Source organism: Pseudomonas sp. P4_C4, from assembly GCF_056402055.1.
The window spans coordinates 42908-57690 of record NZ_JBFUID010000013.1; the positions used below are offsets into that span (position 1 = coordinate 42908).

General features: G+C 59.5%; 12 protein-coding genes, 4 tRNA genes and 1 pseudogene. 10 read left to right on the forward strand and 7 right to left on the reverse strand.

All coding sequences use genetic code 11. The annotated features are described in order from the left end of the window. The first annotated feature begins 45 nt into the window (after positions 1–45). A complete protein-coding gene (gene thiO / locus AC1DXW_RS09500; RefSeq protein WP_477753704.1) occupies positions 46–1146 on the forward strand; it encodes a glycine oxidase ThiO in 1101 nt (366 codons plus the stop codon). A 91-nt stretch (positions 1147–1237) separates the two neighbouring features. On the opposite strand, the gene AC1DXW_RS09505 is transcribed toward thiO, so the two are convergent. The 4 genes and pseudogenes from AC1DXW_RS09505 to AC1DXW_RS09520 form a co-directional block, all read right to left on the reverse strand. After that, positions 1238–2575: a sigma-54-dependent transcriptional regulator gene (locus tag AC1DXW_RS09505; protein WP_477753703.1), complete on the reverse strand. Its 1338-nt coding sequence runs from the start codon at positions 2573–2575 to the stop codon at positions 1238–1240. Beyond that, positions 2572–2892: pseudogene (locus AC1DXW_RS09510) on the reverse strand (hypothetical protein); the annotation flags it as partial. The gene AC1DXW_RS09505 and the pseudogene AC1DXW_RS09510, both read right to left, overlap by 4 nt. Before the next feature lie 28 nt (positions 2893–2920). Beyond that, complete coding sequence (locus AC1DXW_RS09515; RefSeq protein ID WP_223454819.1) at positions 2921–3154, reverse strand: PP0621 family protein; 234 nt, start codon at positions 3152–3154, stop codon at positions 2921–2923. Positions 3155–3278: 124 nt separating this feature from the next. Continuing rightward, the gene (locus AC1DXW_RS09520) at positions 3279–4301 is read right to left on the reverse strand and encodes an outer membrane protein assembly factor BamD (protein ID WP_477753702.1); all 1023 of its coding nucleotides are present in this window, start codon (positions 4299–4301) and stop codon (positions 3279–3281) included. Positions 4302–4452: 151 nt separating this feature from the next. On the opposite strand from AC1DXW_RS09520, the gene rluD reads away from it, so the two are divergent. From rluD to AC1DXW_RS09555, 7 genes are all read left to right on the forward strand, one after another. Further along, positions 4453–5415: a 23S rRNA pseudouridine(1911/1915/1917) synthase RluD gene (gene rluD / locus AC1DXW_RS09525; protein WP_007990414.1), complete on the forward strand. Its 963-nt coding sequence runs from the start codon at positions 4453–4455 to the stop codon at positions 5413–5415. Continuing rightward, positions 5412–6137, forward strand: a complete 726-nt coding sequence (pgeF, locus tag AC1DXW_RS09530; RefSeq protein WP_477753701.1) for a peptidoglycan editing factor PgeF — start codon at positions 5412–5414, stop codon at positions 6135–6137. Before rluD ends, pgeF begins: the two co-directional genes overlap by 4 nt. A gap of 130 nt (positions 6138–6267) precedes the next feature. Further along, positions 6268–8832, forward strand: coding sequence for an ATP-dependent chaperone ClpB (gene clpB, locus AC1DXW_RS09535; RefSeq protein WP_477759967.1), 2565 nt, complete (start codon positions 6268–6270; stop codon positions 8830–8832). Positions 8833–9132: 300 nt separating this feature from the next. Then, a tRNA-Asn gene (locus AC1DXW_RS09540) sits at positions 9133–9208 on the forward strand. A gap of 9 nt (positions 9209–9217) precedes the next feature. Then, a tRNA-Pro gene (locus AC1DXW_RS09545) sits at positions 9218–9294 on the forward strand. Positions 9295–9299: 5 nt separating this feature from the next. Then, positions 9300–9375: transfer RNA gene (locus AC1DXW_RS09550), tRNA-Lys, on the forward strand. Positions 9376–9470: 95 nt separating this feature from the next. Beyond that, positions 9471–9547, forward strand: a tRNA-Pro gene (locus AC1DXW_RS09555). Positions 9548–9719: 172 nt separating this feature from the next. Here AC1DXW_RS09555 and AC1DXW_RS09560 read toward each other — a convergent pair. The 3 genes from AC1DXW_RS09560 to AC1DXW_RS09570 form a co-directional block, all read right to left on the reverse strand. Further along, positions 9720–11018: an NAD(P)/FAD-dependent oxidoreductase gene (locus AC1DXW_RS09560; protein ID WP_223454827.1), complete on the reverse strand. Its 1299-nt coding sequence runs from the start codon at positions 11016–11018 to the stop codon at positions 9720–9722. A gap of 60 nt (positions 11019–11078) precedes the next feature. Beyond that, positions 11079–11252, reverse strand: a complete 174-nt coding sequence (locus AC1DXW_RS09565) for a DUF3094 domain-containing protein (RefSeq protein WP_007970531.1) — start codon at positions 11250–11252, stop codon at positions 11079–11081. A gap of 104 nt (positions 11253–11356) precedes the next feature. Continuing rightward, positions 11357–11983 (reverse strand): DUF1780 domain-containing protein, encoded by a 627-nt coding sequence (locus tag AC1DXW_RS09570; protein ID WP_007970534.1) that lies wholly within the window; start codon positions 11981–11983, stop codon positions 11357–11359. Between the two features lie 219 nt (positions 11984–12202). Between AC1DXW_RS09570 and AC1DXW_RS09575 the strand changes: the two genes are divergently transcribed. Together AC1DXW_RS09575 and AC1DXW_RS09580 are read left to right on the forward strand one after the other, a co-directional pair. Further along, positions 12203–13546 (forward strand): aromatic acid/H+ symport family MFS transporter, encoded by a 1344-nt coding sequence (locus tag AC1DXW_RS09575; protein ID WP_477753699.1) that lies wholly within the window; start codon positions 12203–12205, stop codon positions 13544–13546. Between the two features lie 3 nt (positions 13547–13549). Continuing rightward, a complete protein-coding gene (locus AC1DXW_RS09580; protein WP_477753698.1) occupies positions 13550–14770 on the forward strand; it encodes a benzoate/H(+) symporter BenE family transporter in 1221 nt (406 codons plus the stop codon). Positions 14771–14783: the final 13 nt, after the last annotated feature.

The window sequence follows — 14783 nt, forward strand, 5'->3', positions numbered from 1 at the left end:
GGGTGCCTTTTGTACCCTCTGTCTATTTAACGATTGGATCAGAACATGACCAGGCAACAGCAAGTGGTGATTGTCGGCGGTGGGGTGATTGGATTGCTGACGGCCTTCAATCTCGCCTCCGAAGTGCAAAGCGTTGTGCTGCTGGATCGCTCGAGCGTCGGCCAGGAGTCGTCCTGGGCCGGTGGCGGCATCGTTTCGCCGCTTTACCCGTGGCGCTACAGCCCAGCGGTCACCGCGTTGGCTCACTGGTCCCAGGACTTCTACCCGCAACTGGGCGAGCGCTTGTTTGCCGCCACCGGTGTTGATCCTGAAGTGCACACCACTGGTCTGTACTGGCTGGATCTGGATGACGAGGCTGAAGCGCTGGCATGGGCCGCCCGGGAAAATCGTCCGTTGAGTGCGGTGGATATTTCGGCGGCCCATGACGCCGTGCCGGTGCTGGGCAGCGGTTTTTCCCGGGCGATCTACATGGCCAACGTCGCCAACGTGCGTAATCCGCGTCTGGTGAAGTCACTCAAGGCCGCGTTGCTGGCGCTGCCGAACGTGACGATTCATGAGCAGTGCGAAGTCAGCGGGTTTGTTCGTGACGGCAATAAAGTGGTCGGCGTACAGACCTCCACTGGTACTGTCCTGGGCGATCAAGTCGTCCTGACGGCGGGGGCCTGGAGCGGTGATTTGCTCAAGCTTCTTGATCTGACGCTGCCGGTCGAGCCGGTGAAAGGGCAGATGATTCTCTACAAGTGTGCGGCGGATTTCCTGCCGAGCATGGTCCTGGCCAAGGGCCGTTATGCGATTCCCCGGCGCGACGGGCACATACTGATCGGCAGTACGCTGGAGCATGAAGGCTTTGACAAGACGCCGACCGGGTCGGCACTGGAAAGCCTGAAGGCGTCCGCGGTGGAATTGATCCCGGCGCTGGTCGATGCTGAAGTGGTGGGGCATTGGGCCGGATTGCGCCCGGGATCACCCGAGGGCATTCCTTATATCGGCCCTGTGCCGGGGTTTGACGGGCTCTGGCTCAACTGCGGGCATTACCGTAACGGGCTGGTGTTGGCGCCAGCGTCATGCCAGTTGTTTGCCGATGTGATGCTGGGCCGGGCGCCGATTATTGATCCGGCGCCTTATGCGCCTGCCGGAAGACTTTGAAGCAAGCACAAAAGATCGCAGCCTGCGGCAGCTCCTGCAGAATGTACGCTCCCAGGTAGGAGCTGCCGCAGGCTGCGATCTTTTTAAAGCATCAATCCAATCCCAACTTCTTGAGCCTGTAACGCATCGACCTGAATGACAGATTCAACCGCTGAGCCGCCGCCGTGCGGTTCCAGCGGGTTTCCTCCAGGGCCTGGAGCAGCAGTTGGCGTTCGACGTTTTCCAGGTAGGTTTCCAGATTGTCGATCCGGGTCAGGTCCGGCACGCCACCTTCAGCCCCGCAGTTGCCTTCAGCCAGGCGCAGGTCGCCGGCTTCGATCTGTTTGTTCTCACACAGTGTGTGCGCCCGTTCGAGCATGTTTTCCAGTTCCCGCACATTGCCCGGGAAGCGATAGCTTTTCAGCGCATCGAGGGCCTGGGGGTGGAGTCTCGTTGCAGGTTGGCCGGTATCGGCGGCCAGGCGCTTGAGTATGTGGCTGGCCAGCATTTCGATGTCATCGCGACGCTCGCGCAAGGGCGGCACCGGGAGTTCGATCACGTTCAAGCGGTAGTAAAGATCATGACGAAATCGTCCGGCGGCAACTTCGGCGCCAAGGTCCTTGTGCGTGGCGCAGAGAATGCGCACATCCACCGCCACTTCCTGCTGCCCGCCGACGCTGCGTACGGCTTTCTCCTGAATCGCGCGCAGCAGTTTGACTTGCATTGTCAGCGGCAGGTCAGCCACTTCGTCGAGGAGCAGCGTGCCGCCGTGAGCTGTCTGGAACAGGCCGGGTTTGTCTTCGATGGCGCCGCTGAAACTACCTTTGCGATGGCCGAAAAACTCACTCTCCAACAGTTCCGAAGGAATCGCCGCGCAGTTGATCGCAATGAATGGCTGATTGGCGCGGGGGCTTTGATCGTGGATCAGGCGTGCGACCAACTCCTTGCCGCTGCCGGATTCTCCGCTGATGTATACCGTCGCATGGCTGCTGGCCAGTTTGGTGATGTGTTTACGCAGGTTGCGCATGGGTAATGAGTCGCCCAACAAACATCGATTGATGCCAGCCCCGCGGGCAGGAACCAGCAGGGCGCTGGTGACCAGTTCACGCAGGCGCGTAAGGTCCACCGGTTTGGTCAGGAAGTCGAATGCCCCGGCCTTGAGCACATTGATCGCGGTTTCGAGACTGGCATAGGCAGTGATCATTGCCACCTGGACCTGAGGGTGGCTTTGCTGGATGTGCTGCACCAGCTCCAGGCCGGTACCGTCCGGCAACTGCATGTCGGTCAGGCATAGATCGAAGGTTTCGCGTTTGAGCAGGGATTGCGCTTCGCCGACGTTGCGGGCGTTGAACGTCTCCAGTTTCATCCTTCCCAGGGTGATTTCCAAGAGTTCGCGAATGTCTGGTTCGTCATCGACGATCAAGACTTTTTGTCGTGGTCTCGTGTTCAACGTGGGGTTCGTCCGTGAGCATAGGTCATGCAAAAGCAGCCGTCTTCCTGGCGTGCTTTGAAGTCTAGGCGGGACAGAATGCTTTCGCCCGGCTGGCCGGACAGATAAAGCCCCAGGCCTTTGATATGGCGGGCTGGGGCTTCATTATCGAGTATTTCCAGTGATTTCAGGTCGAGCCGTAGCGGCGACATTTGCTCGCGGCGCTGCAGGTGCAGGACGTTTTCGATTACCCGGTTCATTCGCAGAGAGTGATCTTGAATAATCTGCGTCAGACGTCGATCGATGCCTTTCAGTTCCTTGGGGGCGCGCGATAGTTCTCAATCGGTCGCCATTTCGGGTGAGGTGTCAGCGGCCTCTGGAGCCCTTGTCTTGCTCGAGATGAGCCTGGCTGCAATACCATTGCTGGTCGAGGCTCAGCGCACGGTCACGGGGCAGGTGAACGCCGCAATGGGCGCAACGGACCATTGGCGCCGCTTCCCGTTCGGCAGGGGGCTTGGGGGTGGAGGCCTGCCCCTTGAATTTGCGCCAGAACCATACTGCAGCGGCAATCAGGGCGATCCAGAACAATAAACGAAGCATGGTGAGCTGCTTTTCGACTGATGATCCGGCAGTTTAGCCAAGGACCTGTCAGGCGCACAGTGTAACAAGCGCTTGAAAAAGGGAGACTTGAAAAAGTCTCCCTTTTTTACACAACACCAAGGTGTCAGTCGAACACGCCGAATGTCATGTGGCTGAACCACGAACGGTCGCTGTCGTTGCCTTGCGCTTCGTGATTTTCTTCTTCGACCGCTTCGCCATTGTCGTCTTTAGGTTTGAGCTCGCTCGGGATCGCGTCCTTGGCGTCCTGGAACTGCCTCTGCACGTCCTGGTTGGCGCGGGTTTCGCCCGGTGGCAGCGGTGGACGAGACTCGATCAGGCCCAGGGTCGCCTTGCTCAGCCAGGAACGGTTGTCGGCTTCGGCCACGGTCGGCACGAACTGACCGTCCACCAGCGTCGGGTGGTTCGGGTAGTTGAGCTTCAGGGTTTCCAGGCTGGTGGCAGCCAGTTCGTCCAGATGCAGGCGCTGGTAGGCTTCGGTCATCACCGCCAGGCCGTCGCCGACCGAAGGGGTTTCCTGGAAGTTTTCCACCACGTAACGACCGCGGTTCGCGGCGGCGACATAGGCCTGACGGGTCAGGTAGTAGTCGGCCACGTGAATTTCGTAGGCCGCCAGCAGGTTGCGCAGATAAATCATGCGCTGCTTGGCGTCTGGCGCGTAGCGGCTGTTCGGGAAGCGGCTGGTCAGCTGGGCGAACTCGTTGTAGGAGTCGCGGGCGGCGCCCGGGTCACGCTTGGTCATGTCCAGCGGCAGGAAGCGCGCCAGCAGGCCGACGTCCTGGTCGAAAGAAGTCAGGCCCTTGAGGTAGTAGGCGTAATCGACGTTCGGATGCTGTGGGTGCAGACGAATGAAGCGCTCCGCAGCGGACTTGGCCGCTTCTGGCTCGGTGTTCTTGTAGTTGGCGTAGATGAGTTCGAGTTGCGCCTGATCGGCATAACGACCGAACGGATAACGCGATTCCAGAGCCTTCAGCTTGGCAATGGCACTGGTGTAGCTACTGTTGTCCAGGTCGTTTTGAGCCTGTTGGTACAGCTCGACTTCACTGAGGTTTTCGTCTACGACTTCCTTCGATGAGCAAGCAGCGGTCAATGCGAGGATGGCGATCAGCAGCAGGTGTTTCACTTGCATGGCGGCTTGCGTCCCTATGACGGCCGCTGTCTTGGGCGTGGCCGTCCTGTTATGATGAACGCCCCGTTGAATAGCCTCGGGGCAAAAGACGCCGTATTTAACCACAAGCGCGCAGCCGAAACCAAAGGCTGTGCCGACGCCTAGTCTGAGCATGTCCGATAAAATTGAACTTCGCGCAGAGGTGCCGTCCGAATTGGGCGGCCAACGCCTCGATCAAGTCGCCGCACAATTATTCGCTGAGCACTCGCGCTCGCGCCTTTCCGCCTGGATCAAAGACGGCCGCCTGACTGTGGATGGGGCGGTTATCCGCCCGCGAGACATCGTCCATGGCGGCGCCATCCTTGAGTTGACTGCCGAGCAGGAAGCTCAGGGCGAATGGGTCGCTCAAGATATTGCCCTGGACATCGTCTACGAAGACGACGACATCCTGGTGATCAACAAGCCTGCGGGCCTGGTGGTACACCCGGCTGCCGGTCATGCCGATGGCACCCTGCTCAACGCCTTGCTGCACCACGTGCCGGACATCATCAATGTGCCCCGCGCCGGTATCGTGCATCGCCTGGACAAGGACACCACCGGTCTGATGGTGGTGGCCAAGACCATTCAAGCGCAGACGCAGTTGGTGACACAGTTGCAGAGCCGTAGCGTCAGCCGGATCTACGAGTGCATCGTGATCGGTGTAGTGACCGCTGGCGGCAAGATCAACGCGCCGATCGGTCGTCACGGCCAGCAGCGCCAGCGCATGGCCGTGATGGAAGGTGGCAAGCAAGCCGTCAGCCATTACCGCGTGCTAGAGCGTTTCCGCTCCCACACCCACGTGCGGGTGAAGCTGGAAACCGGCCGTACGCACCAGATTCGCGTGCACATGGCGCACATCAACTACCCGTTGGTCGGAGATCCCGCCTACGGTGGTCGTTTCCGTATTCCGCCGGCAGCCAACCCAACCATGGTCGAATCCCTGAAAAACTTCCCGCGTCAGGCGCTGCATGCGCGTTTCCTGGAACTGGATCATCCGACCACCGGTAAGCGCATGAGCTGGGAATCGCCGTTGCCGGAAGACTTCGTCTGGCTGCTGACCCTGCTCAAGCAAGACCGCGAGGCGTTCATCGGATGAGTGACTGGCTGATTCCTGACTGGCCCGCGCCGGCCGGGGTCAAAGCCTGTGTAACCACCCGTGCGGGCGGCGTCAGTGTGGCGCCGTTCGACAGCCTCAACCTCGGCGATCACGTCGACGACAGCCCTGAAGCTGTTGCCGAGAATCGCCGTCGCCTTACCGATCATTTCTCCATGCAACCGGCCTGGCTGCAGCAGGTCCACGGCATCGTCGTGGCCCATGCCGATCCGGGCCGGGTGGACACTGCCGATGCCAGTTGGACGTCGACACCCGGTATCGCCTGTGCGGCGATGACTGCTGACTGCCTGCCAGCATTGTTTTGCGACCGCGCCGGCACTCGAGTCGCAGCGGCTCATGCCGGTTGGCGCGGGTTGGCGGCGGGTGTGCTGGAAGCCACGCTCGACAGTCTGGCTGTACCTCCTGCCGATGTGTTGGTGTGGCTGGGTCCGGCCATTGGTCCGAAAGCCTTTGAGGTTGGCCCGGAGGTACGCGAAACCTTCGTGACACAGTTGCCGCAAGCGGCTGAGGCTTTTGTGCCAAGCGTAAACGCCGGCAAGTTCATGGCCGACATCTATATGCTGGCCCGCTTGCGTCTGGCGGTTCGCGGTGTCACTGCAGTCTATGGTGGCGGATTCTGCACAGTAACCGATCCGCGCTTCTTCTCTTACCGGCGAAATCCTCGTACCGGTCGATTTGCTTCCTTGATCTGGCTCGAACGCTAGACTTGCCTGACCTGCATCAACGTCACGACGCTTGAAACTCCCAGAATCGACCACATCTATTGTGCTATCTGGCAGGTTTCTTCATTCAGGATGTTTTATAGGTCCGGCCTGCTCAAAAGGAAGGTGACCCATGCGTATAGACCGTTTAACCAGCAAATTGCAGTTAGCGTTGTCCGATGCCCAATCCCTGGCTGTCGGCCACGATCATCCGGCCATTGAGCCGGCGCACTTGATGCAAGCCTTGCTCGAACAGCAGGGCGGCTCGATCAAACCCCTGCTGATGCAGGTGGGCTTCGACGTCAACAGCCTGCGTAAAGAGTTGACCAAAGAGCTCGACCAGCTACCGAAAATCCAGAACCCGACCGGCGACGTGAACATGTCGCAGGATCTGGCGCGCCTGCTCAATCAGGCCGATCGTCTGGCCCAGCAGAAGGGCGACCAGTTCATCTCCAGCGAACTGGTGCTGCTCGCCGCCATGGACGAGAACAGCAAGCTCGGAAAACTGTTGCTCGGTCAGGGTGTGAGCAAGAAAGCCCTGGAGAACGCAATCAACAACCTGCGTGGTGGCGAGGCGGTCAACGACCCGAACCACGAAGAGGCGCGCCAGGCCCTGGATAAATACACCGTCGACCTGACCAAGCGCGCCGAAGACGGCAAACTCGATCCGGTGATCGGCCGTGACGATGAAATTCGCCGGACCATCCAGGTGCTGCAACGTCGGACCAAGAACAACCCGGTGCTGATCGGTGAGCCTGGCGTGGGTAAGACCGCCATCGCCGAAGGCCTGGCCCAGCGCATCATCAACGGCGAAGTGCCGGACGGCCTCAAGGGTAAGCGCCTGCTGTCCCTGGACATGGGGGCGCTGATCGCTGGTGCCAAGTATCGCGGCGAGTTCGAAGAGCGCCTCAAAGCATTGCTCAATGAACTGTCGAAGCAGGAAGGGCAGATCATTCTGTTCATCGACGAGCTGCATACCATGGTCGGTGCCGGTAAAGGCGAAGGCTCGATGGATGCGGGCAACATGCTCAAGCCGGCCCTGGCCCGTGGTGAGCTGCACTGCGTGGGCGCCACCACGCTCAACGAGTACCGCCAATACATAGAGAAGGACGCCGCTCTCGAGCGACGTTTCCAGAAAGTGCTGGTGGACGAGCCGAGCGAAGAAGACACCATCGCCATCCTGCGTGGCCTCAAGGAGCGTTATGAGGTTCACCACAAGGTGGCGATTACCGACGGCGCGATCATTGCCGCGGCCAAGCTCAGCCATCGCTACATCACGGACCGGCAGTTGCCGGACAAGGCCATCGACCTGATCGATGAAGCCGCCAGCCGCATCCGCATGGAGATCGACTCCAAGCCGGAAGTGCTGGACCGTCTGGAGCGTCGCCTGATTCAGCTGAAGGTGGAATCCCAGGCGCTGAAGAAAGAAAGCGACGACGCGGCGAAGAAGCGTCTGGAAAAATTGCAGGAAGAAATCGCTCGGCATGAGCGTGAGTACTCGGATCTGGAAGAAATCTGGAATTCGGAGAAAGCCGAGGTTCAGGGGTCGGCGCAGATCCAGCAGAAAATCGAACAGTCCCGTCAGGAACTGGAAGCAGCCCGCCGTAAAGGCGACCTGAACCGCATGGCCGAGTTGCAGTACGGGGTGATCCCGGATCTGGAACGCAGCCTGCAAATGGTCGACCAGCATGGCAAAGCCGAAAACCAGTTGCTGCGCAGCAAGGTGACTGAAGAGGAGATCGCCGAAGTCGTTTCGAAGTGGACCGGTATTCCGGTGTCGAAGATGCTCGAAGGCGAGCGCGAAAAGCTGATGAAAATGGAAAGCCTGTTGCACCAGCGTGTGATCGGCCAGGACGAAGCGGTGGTGGCGGTTTCCAACGCTGTGCGGCGTTCGCGCGCCGGGTTGTCCGACCCGAATCGCCCGAGCGGCTCGTTCATGTTCCTCGGCCCGACCGGTGTCGGAAAAACCGAGCTGTGCAAGGCGCTGGCCGAATTCCTCTTCGATACCGAAGAGGCGATGGTGCGGATCGACATGTCCGAGTTCATGGAGAAACATTCCGTGGCTCGCTTGATCGGTGCGCCACCGGGCTATGTGGGGTATGAAGAGGGCGGTTACCTGACCGAGGCCGTACGTCGCAAGCCGTATTCGGTGATCCTCATGGACGAAGTCGAGAAGGCGCACCCGGATGTGTTCAACATCCTGCTGCAAGTGCTCGAAGACGGTCGTCTGACCGACAGCCATGGCCGCACGGTGGATTTCAAGAACACCGTGATTGTCATGACCTCCAACCTGGGGTCGGTACAGATCCAGGAACTGGTCGGTGACCGTGAGGCGCAGCGTGCAGCGGTGATGGACGCGATTTCCAGCCACTTCCGGCCGGAGTTCATCAACCGGGTCGACGAAGTGGTGATCTTCGAGCCATTGGCGCGGGATCAGATCGCCGGCATTACCGAGATCCAGTTGGGTCGTCTGCGCAGCCGTCTGACCGAGCGGGAGCTGAAGCTTGAGCTTAGCCCTGAGGCGATGGACAAGCTGATCGCGGTCGGTTACGACCCGGTGTATGGCGCACGGCCGCTCAAGCGCGCTATCCAGCGCTGGATCGAGAACCCGTTGGCGCAGCTGATCCTGTCCGGTCGATTCATGCCGGGCGATACCGCTCACGGTGTGTTGGAAAACGACGAAATCGTCTTCGTCTGATCCATAACCGCGGCAAAATCGAAAAGGCCTCGCATAACGAGGCCTTTTTTTCGTTAGGCTGTTGAACTCAAAGGAAAAGGCTTGTAAAGTGCGCCCCGCAGTAAGTCACCCGCCAGGGTTTCCGCTCCCCAAGCAGGAATCCAAAATAAGTTGCAAATCATTAACTTGAAAGCAATTTAGGGGGTTGACAGAGGTGCTGAAGATTGTAGAATAGCGCGCCTCAGACACACGAACGCAGCGATGCGGACGGGTCGAAGAGAACGCTGTAAAGCTTCAAAGTTGTAAATTGAAATGTGTAGTTCCGTGATAGCTCAGTCGGTAGAGCAAATGACTGTTAATCATTGGGTCCCAGGTTCGAGTCCTGGTCACGGAGCCAATTTCAAACCGGGGTATAGCGCAGTCCGGTAGCGCGCCTGCTTTGGGAGCAGGATGTCAGGAGTTCGAATCCCCTTACCCCGACCATTTTTGGGTCGTTAGCTCAGTTGGTAGAGCAGTTGGCTTTTAACCAATTGGTCGTAGGTTCGAATCCCACACGACCCACCATTTTTGAAACCAGTTAGCGCTGGAATCGAATCTTAAGATCAGAGGCCAAAAGCGCTGATCGAAGAAGGCGCCTTTCAAAGGTGCCTTTTTTTTACCGGGGTATAGCGCAGTCCGGTAGCGCGCCTGCTTTGGGAGCAGGATGTCAGGAGTTCGAATCCCCTTACCCCGACCATATTAAAAATCCTCGTATCGAAAGATACGGGGATTTTTTTTGCCCGCGAAAATCTTGGGCGTGCCGCAAAACCCTGTGGGAGCGAGCTTGCTCGCGATGACGGTGTATCAGGCGACATTGATATCGACAGAAAGGACGCCATCGCGAGCAAGCTCGCTCCCACAGGTTTACATCAGTGCAGCTTGAGCCGTGGCTCAGTCCCGCGCCCGATCTTGCTCCCCAGCATCAGCATTGCCGTGCGGAACGGCCCGTACAGCGCCATCTGGTGCATGCGGTACAGCGACACGTAGAACATCCGCGCCAGCCAGCCTTCGAGCATCACGCTGCCGGTGAGGTTGCCCATCAAGTTACCCACAGCCGAAAAACGCGACAGCGAGATCAGCGAGCCGTAGTCGGTGTACTTGTACTCCGGCAGCGCCTTGCCTTCGATGCGCAGTTTCAGCGATTTGGCCAGCAACGAAGCCTGTTGGTGCGCGGCCTGGGCACGTGGCGGAACATTGCGGTCGCTGCCTGGTTGCGGGCAGGCGGCGCAGTCACCGAAGGCGAAGATGTTCTCGTCACGGGTGGTCTGCAGGGTCGGCAGCACTTGCAGCTGATTGATGCGGTTGGTTTCCAGGCCATCGATGTCCTTGAGGAAACCCGGTGCGCGAATCCCCGCCGCCCAGACCTTCAGGCTAGCGTTGATCACTTTGCCGTCGGCGGTGATCAGGCTGTCGGCCGTCACTTCGCTGACCGCAGCATTGGTCATGACGTTGACCCCGAGTTTCTCCAGGGTTTTATGCACAGGTCCGCCAATCCGCTCCGGCAGCGCCGGCAGCACCCGTGGCCCGGCTTCGATCAGGGTGATGTGCATGTTTTCCGGTTTGATCCGGTCCAGGCCATAGGCTGCCAATTCATGGGCGGCGTTGTGCAGTTCGGCGGCCAGCTCGACTCCGGTGGCACCGGCGCCGACGATGGCCACGCTGATTTGCTCGATCGTGTCGGTCTGACCGGCGTGAGCGCGCAAATAGTGATTGAGCAATTGCTGGTGGAAGCGCTCGGCCTGTTTGCGGGTGTCGAGGAACAGGCAGTGTTGCGCCGCGCCCTGGGTGCCGAAATCGTTGGTGGTACTGCCGACTGAGATCACCAGCGAGTCGTAAGGCACTTCGCGGGCCGGCACCAGCTCCACACCAGCTTCGTCATAGGTGGCGGCCAGCTGGATTTTTTTCTTCGCGCGATCGAGCCCGCTCATGCGCCCCAGCTGGAACTCGAAGTGGTTCCATTTGGCCTGGGCGACATAGTTGAGTTCATCTTCGGAAGAGTTCAGGGAACCGGCCGCCACTTCGTGCAACAACGGTTTCCAGATGTGGGTCAGGTTCGCGTCGACCAGCATCACGCTGGCTGTGCCGCGCTTGCCCAGAGTCTTACCCAGACGGGTAGCCAACTCCAGACCGCCGGCGCCGCCGCCGACAATGACAATACGATGGGACATGGGGATAACTCGCAAGGCTAAAGGAAATCGGTGCAATTACCCGAGCGAGCGCGAGGCTGCTCATAGCGTCAGGTAACTGATAAGTCGGCTCAACAAGCCCAGACCAATGGTCACTGCCAAGACCAGTACAAGGAGCATCCACGGCCGGAAAGGCCGGCGCTCGACTTGGTGCTGGGACAACTGCAGGTACTCTTCGACATGCTTTTGGTCGTCGGGGTTCAGGCGGCTGGTCATATCGGGCCTCGTCAGGGGTAGACGTTGCTGAATGTGTAGAAGCTACAGGGAAAATATTCAGCTGTGAACGCAGCTTAGCTGCTGACCGGAGAAAGGCTCGAGGCTCACAGACTGATCCCGACATCAAAAACAATGCTGCGCCCCAGGTTGCTGCGCAAGAAGTCCGGCGCATCCGGGTGAGCGAACAGCACGCGGGCGAATGTCGGCCCAACCAATGACAGCGAACGCCAGCCCTGTCGCAGGTATTCGGTCGGCGGCGGAAAATGGCTGTTGAGGTCCAACACTTCGCGTTTGAGGCTGGCGAAGGCAATGATGTCCAGCTCACCCAGATCCATGCCGCGTTCTTTGTAGTTGTGCGCTTTTTTGCGCAAAGTCGGCGCCAATCGCAGCAAGAACTCGTTGGCGGGGATACGTCGTGGCTTGGCCTCGCGGCGCACCAGTTGACTCAGGGAAAACGCGCTACGTCGGCGTTGCAGTTCGTCGCGCCATTCATCGTTGAGGCGCCGGCCCTCGTCGAGCACGAAGAACACCTCGAAACTGGCATCGCGAAACAACACATCCGGCGGCTCCCCGGCGGGGGCGAATTCATCGGCACGATAGGGAATGTTCAAGCCTTGCAGCAGGCGCTGGCAGACCCAACGCTCACGCTCCCATTTGCGGGCATTGGACAGAAATGCGTTGGCTTGCTCGGCCGCGATGGTCAGCAGGCGTAAATAATCTGAGTCATCCATAGGCCCAAGCTTAGCGTTCAAATGTGATCGCAAAGAAGACAATTTGTCGGAGAGGCTCAATGCCTTCCGTTCCCATGCCCGTTCCAGGGCCCTGCACAAAACGGATAGTGATCTGCGCTCACTGGCTATTGCCACGTATCGGGCGGCTCTACCCTCGGCTGTACGGACGTAAGCCGTGTTACCGCCGCTCTAAAAAAACAACAACAAGAGATATATGCCATGCGCAAGATCGACGTACATGAGGTTATCGACAACGCTCGCTTCAACCGCTTTCACTGGATGGTGCTGTTCTGGTGTGCCCTGATCATCATCTTCGACGGTTACGATCTGGTGATCTACGGCGTGGTCTTGCCGATGCTGATGAAAGAGTGGGGGCTCAGTCCTCTGCAAGCGGGTGCACTGGGTAGCTATGCACTGTTCGGCATGATGTTCGGCGCGCTGTTCTTCGGACCGCTGTCGGACAGGATCGGCCGCAAGAAGGCCATCACGATCTGCGTGATGCTCTTCAGTGGTTTCACCGTGCTCAACGGATTCGCCCGCAACCCCACGGAGTTCGGACTGTGTCGCTTCATTGCCGGGCTCGGCATTGGCGGCGTGATGCCTAACGTCGTGGCACTGATGAACGAGTACGCGCCGAAAAAAATCCGCAGCACTCTGGTCGCGATCATGTTCAGCGGTTACTCGGTGGGCGGCATGCTGTCCGCTGGGCTGGGCATTGTGCTGATCCCGAGTTTCGGCTGGCAGTCGGTGTTTTACGTGGCGGTCCTGCCGTTGCTGTTGTTGCCACTGATCATGTATTTCCTGCCCGAATCGGTGGGCTACATGTTGCGTCAGGGGCGCAATGAAGAGGCGCGCATTATTCTCCAGCGGATTGATCCGGCCTACGTTGCACAAACGTCTGATCAATTGCACATGGCCGAAGTGAAAGGCACGGGCACACCGGTGTTGCAGTTGTTCCGTGAAGGTCGTGCGCTGCGCACGCTGATGCTCTGGCTGGCGTTTTTCTGCTGTCTGTTGATGGTGTACGCGCTGAGTTCCTGGCTGCCGAAACTGATGGCCAACGCCGGTTACAGCCTGGGTTCGAGCCTGTCGTTCCTGCTGGTGTTGAACTTCGGGGCGATTTTCGGCGCGGTCGGTGGCGGGGTGCTGGGCGACAAACTCAATCTGCCGCGGGTGCTGGCGGTGTTTTTCGCCATGGCGGCGGTGTCGATCACGCTGTTGGGCTTCAACAGCCCGATGCCGGTGTTGTACCTGCTGATCGCCATTGCGGGTGCCACCACCATTGGCTCGCAGATTCTTTTGTACGCCTGCGCCGCGCAGTTTTATTCCATGACGATTCGTTCAACCGGTCTGGGCTGGGCGTCGGGCATTGGGCGCAACGGGGCCATCGTCGGTCCGCTGCTGGGTGGTGCCTTGCTCGGGATCAGCTTGCCCTTGCAACTGAACTTCATGGCGTTTGCCTTGCCTGGTGCGGTGGCGGCCCTGGCCATGACCGTGTTCGCCATCAGCAGCCGACGTAGCGCTGCCGGCCTCAACCCAGCGTTGTCAGCGACCGGTGCCTGAATCATGAAAGCGTTTTTCCAGGACTTCTCGTTGTCAGCCGCCGTGGCTGGATTCATTGCCACGGTGATTTCCTATGCCGGCCCGTTGGTGATCATCTTTCAGGCGGCAGAAGCGGCTCATCTTTCGCGGGAAGTGTTGTCGTCCTGGATCTGGGCGATCTCCATTGGCAGCGCCGTGCTCGGTATCGGTTTGAGCCTGCGCTACCGCGTTCCGGTGATCATCGCCTGGTCGGCGCCGGGCTCGGCGTTGCTGGTGACGCTGTTGCCGGAAATTTCCATGGCAGAGGCGGTGGGGGCTTATCTGGTCAGCAGCCTGATCATTTTCGCGGTTGGCATCTCGGGCGCTTTCGACCGGATCATCAGCAAGCTGCCCGCAGCCATCGCGGCGGCGATGCTGGCGGGGATCCTGTTCAGTTTCGGCACCGGGTTGTTTGTGTCGATGCAGCACAAGCCCTTGCTGGTCCTGGCGATGTTTGCCTGCTACCTGATCTGCAAGCGGGTGATGCCGCGTTATGCGGTGATGATGGTGCTGCTGGTGGGGTGTTCGATCGCCGCGTTCAGCGGTGATTTGCATCGTGAAGCGCTGGTGATCGGCCTGGCTACGCCGGTGTGGATTACGCCCGAGTTCAGCCTGGGCGCGATCCTGAACATCGCCTTGCCGCTGGTGATGGTGGCGCTGACCGGTCAGTTCGTGCCCGGCATGGCGGTGCTGCGCGCCAGCGGTTATCCGACGCCGGCGAGCCCGATCATCGCCAGTAGCGCGCTGGGCACGGCATTGCTGGCGCCGTTTGGTTGCCATGGACTGAATCTGGCGGCGATCACCGCGGCGATCTGCACCGGTCGAGAATCCCACGAAGAACCTCGCAAACGCTACGTGGCCGGGGTGGTCGGCGGCCTGTGTTACCTGCTGTTGGGGATCTTCGGCGCCACGCTGGTCTCGCTGTTTTCCGCGTTCCCCAAAGAGCTGATCGCGGCGCTGGCCGGGCTGGCCTTGTTCGCCGCCATTGCCGGTGCGTTGACGGGCGCGATGGCGGTGCCGAGCGATCGTGAAGCCGCGCTGGTGACCTTTCTGGTCACGGCTTCGGGCATGTCGTTGTTCGGTTTGTCCGCGGCGTTCTGGGGGCTGATTTTCGGCATGGTCACCCATGTGCTGTTGAGCGCCCGTCGTTCCGTTCCCCATCGCAAATCCACTGCAACTGAAGTCCTTCAATCAGTCGATCAATAACAATAAGAGAAAA

Bases quoted from the DNA above. Each gene is read 5' to 3' on its own strand.
- AC1DXW_RS09560 (WP_223454827.1), bottom strand. From the start codon at position 11,018: ATGTCCCATCGTATTGTCATTGTCGGCGGCGGCGCCGGCGGTCTGGAG.
- AC1DXW_RS09515 (WP_223454819.1), bottom strand. From the start codon at position 3,154: ATGCTTCGTTTATTGTTCTGGATCGCCCTGATTGCCGCTGCAGTATGG.
- thiO (WP_477753704.1), top strand. From the start codon at position 46: ATGACCAGGCAACAGCAAGTGGTGATTGTCGGCGGTGGGGTGATTGGA.
- AC1DXW_RS09575 (WP_477753699.1), top strand. From the start codon at position 12,203: ATGCGCAAGATCGACGTACATGAGGTTATCGACAACGCTCGCTTCAAC.
- AC1DXW_RS09520 (WP_477753702.1), bottom strand. From the start codon at position 4,301: ATGCAAGTGAAACACCTGCTGCTGATCGCCATCCTCGCATTGACCGCT.
- AC1DXW_RS09565 (WP_007970531.1), bottom strand. From the start codon at position 11,252: ATGACCAGCCGCCTGAACCCCGACGACCAAAAGCATGTCGAAGAGTAC.
- pgeF (WP_477753701.1), top strand. From the start codon at position 5,412: ATGAGTGACTGGCTGATTCCTGACTGGCCCGCGCCGGCCGGGGTCAAA.
- rluD (WP_007990414.1), top strand. From the start codon at position 4,453: ATGTCCGATAAAATTGAACTTCGCGCAGAGGTGCCGTCCGAATTGGGC.
- AC1DXW_RS09580 (WP_477753698.1), top strand. From the start codon at position 13,550: ATGAAAGCGTTTTTCCAGGACTTCTCGTTGTCAGCCGCCGTGGCTGGA.
- AC1DXW_RS09570 (WP_007970534.1), bottom strand. From the start codon at position 11,983: ATGGATGACTCAGATTATTTACGCCTGCTGACCATCGCGGCCGAGCAA.
- clpB (WP_477759967.1), top strand. From the start codon at position 6,268: ATGCGTATAGACCGTTTAACCAGCAAATTGCAGTTAGCGTTGTCCGAT.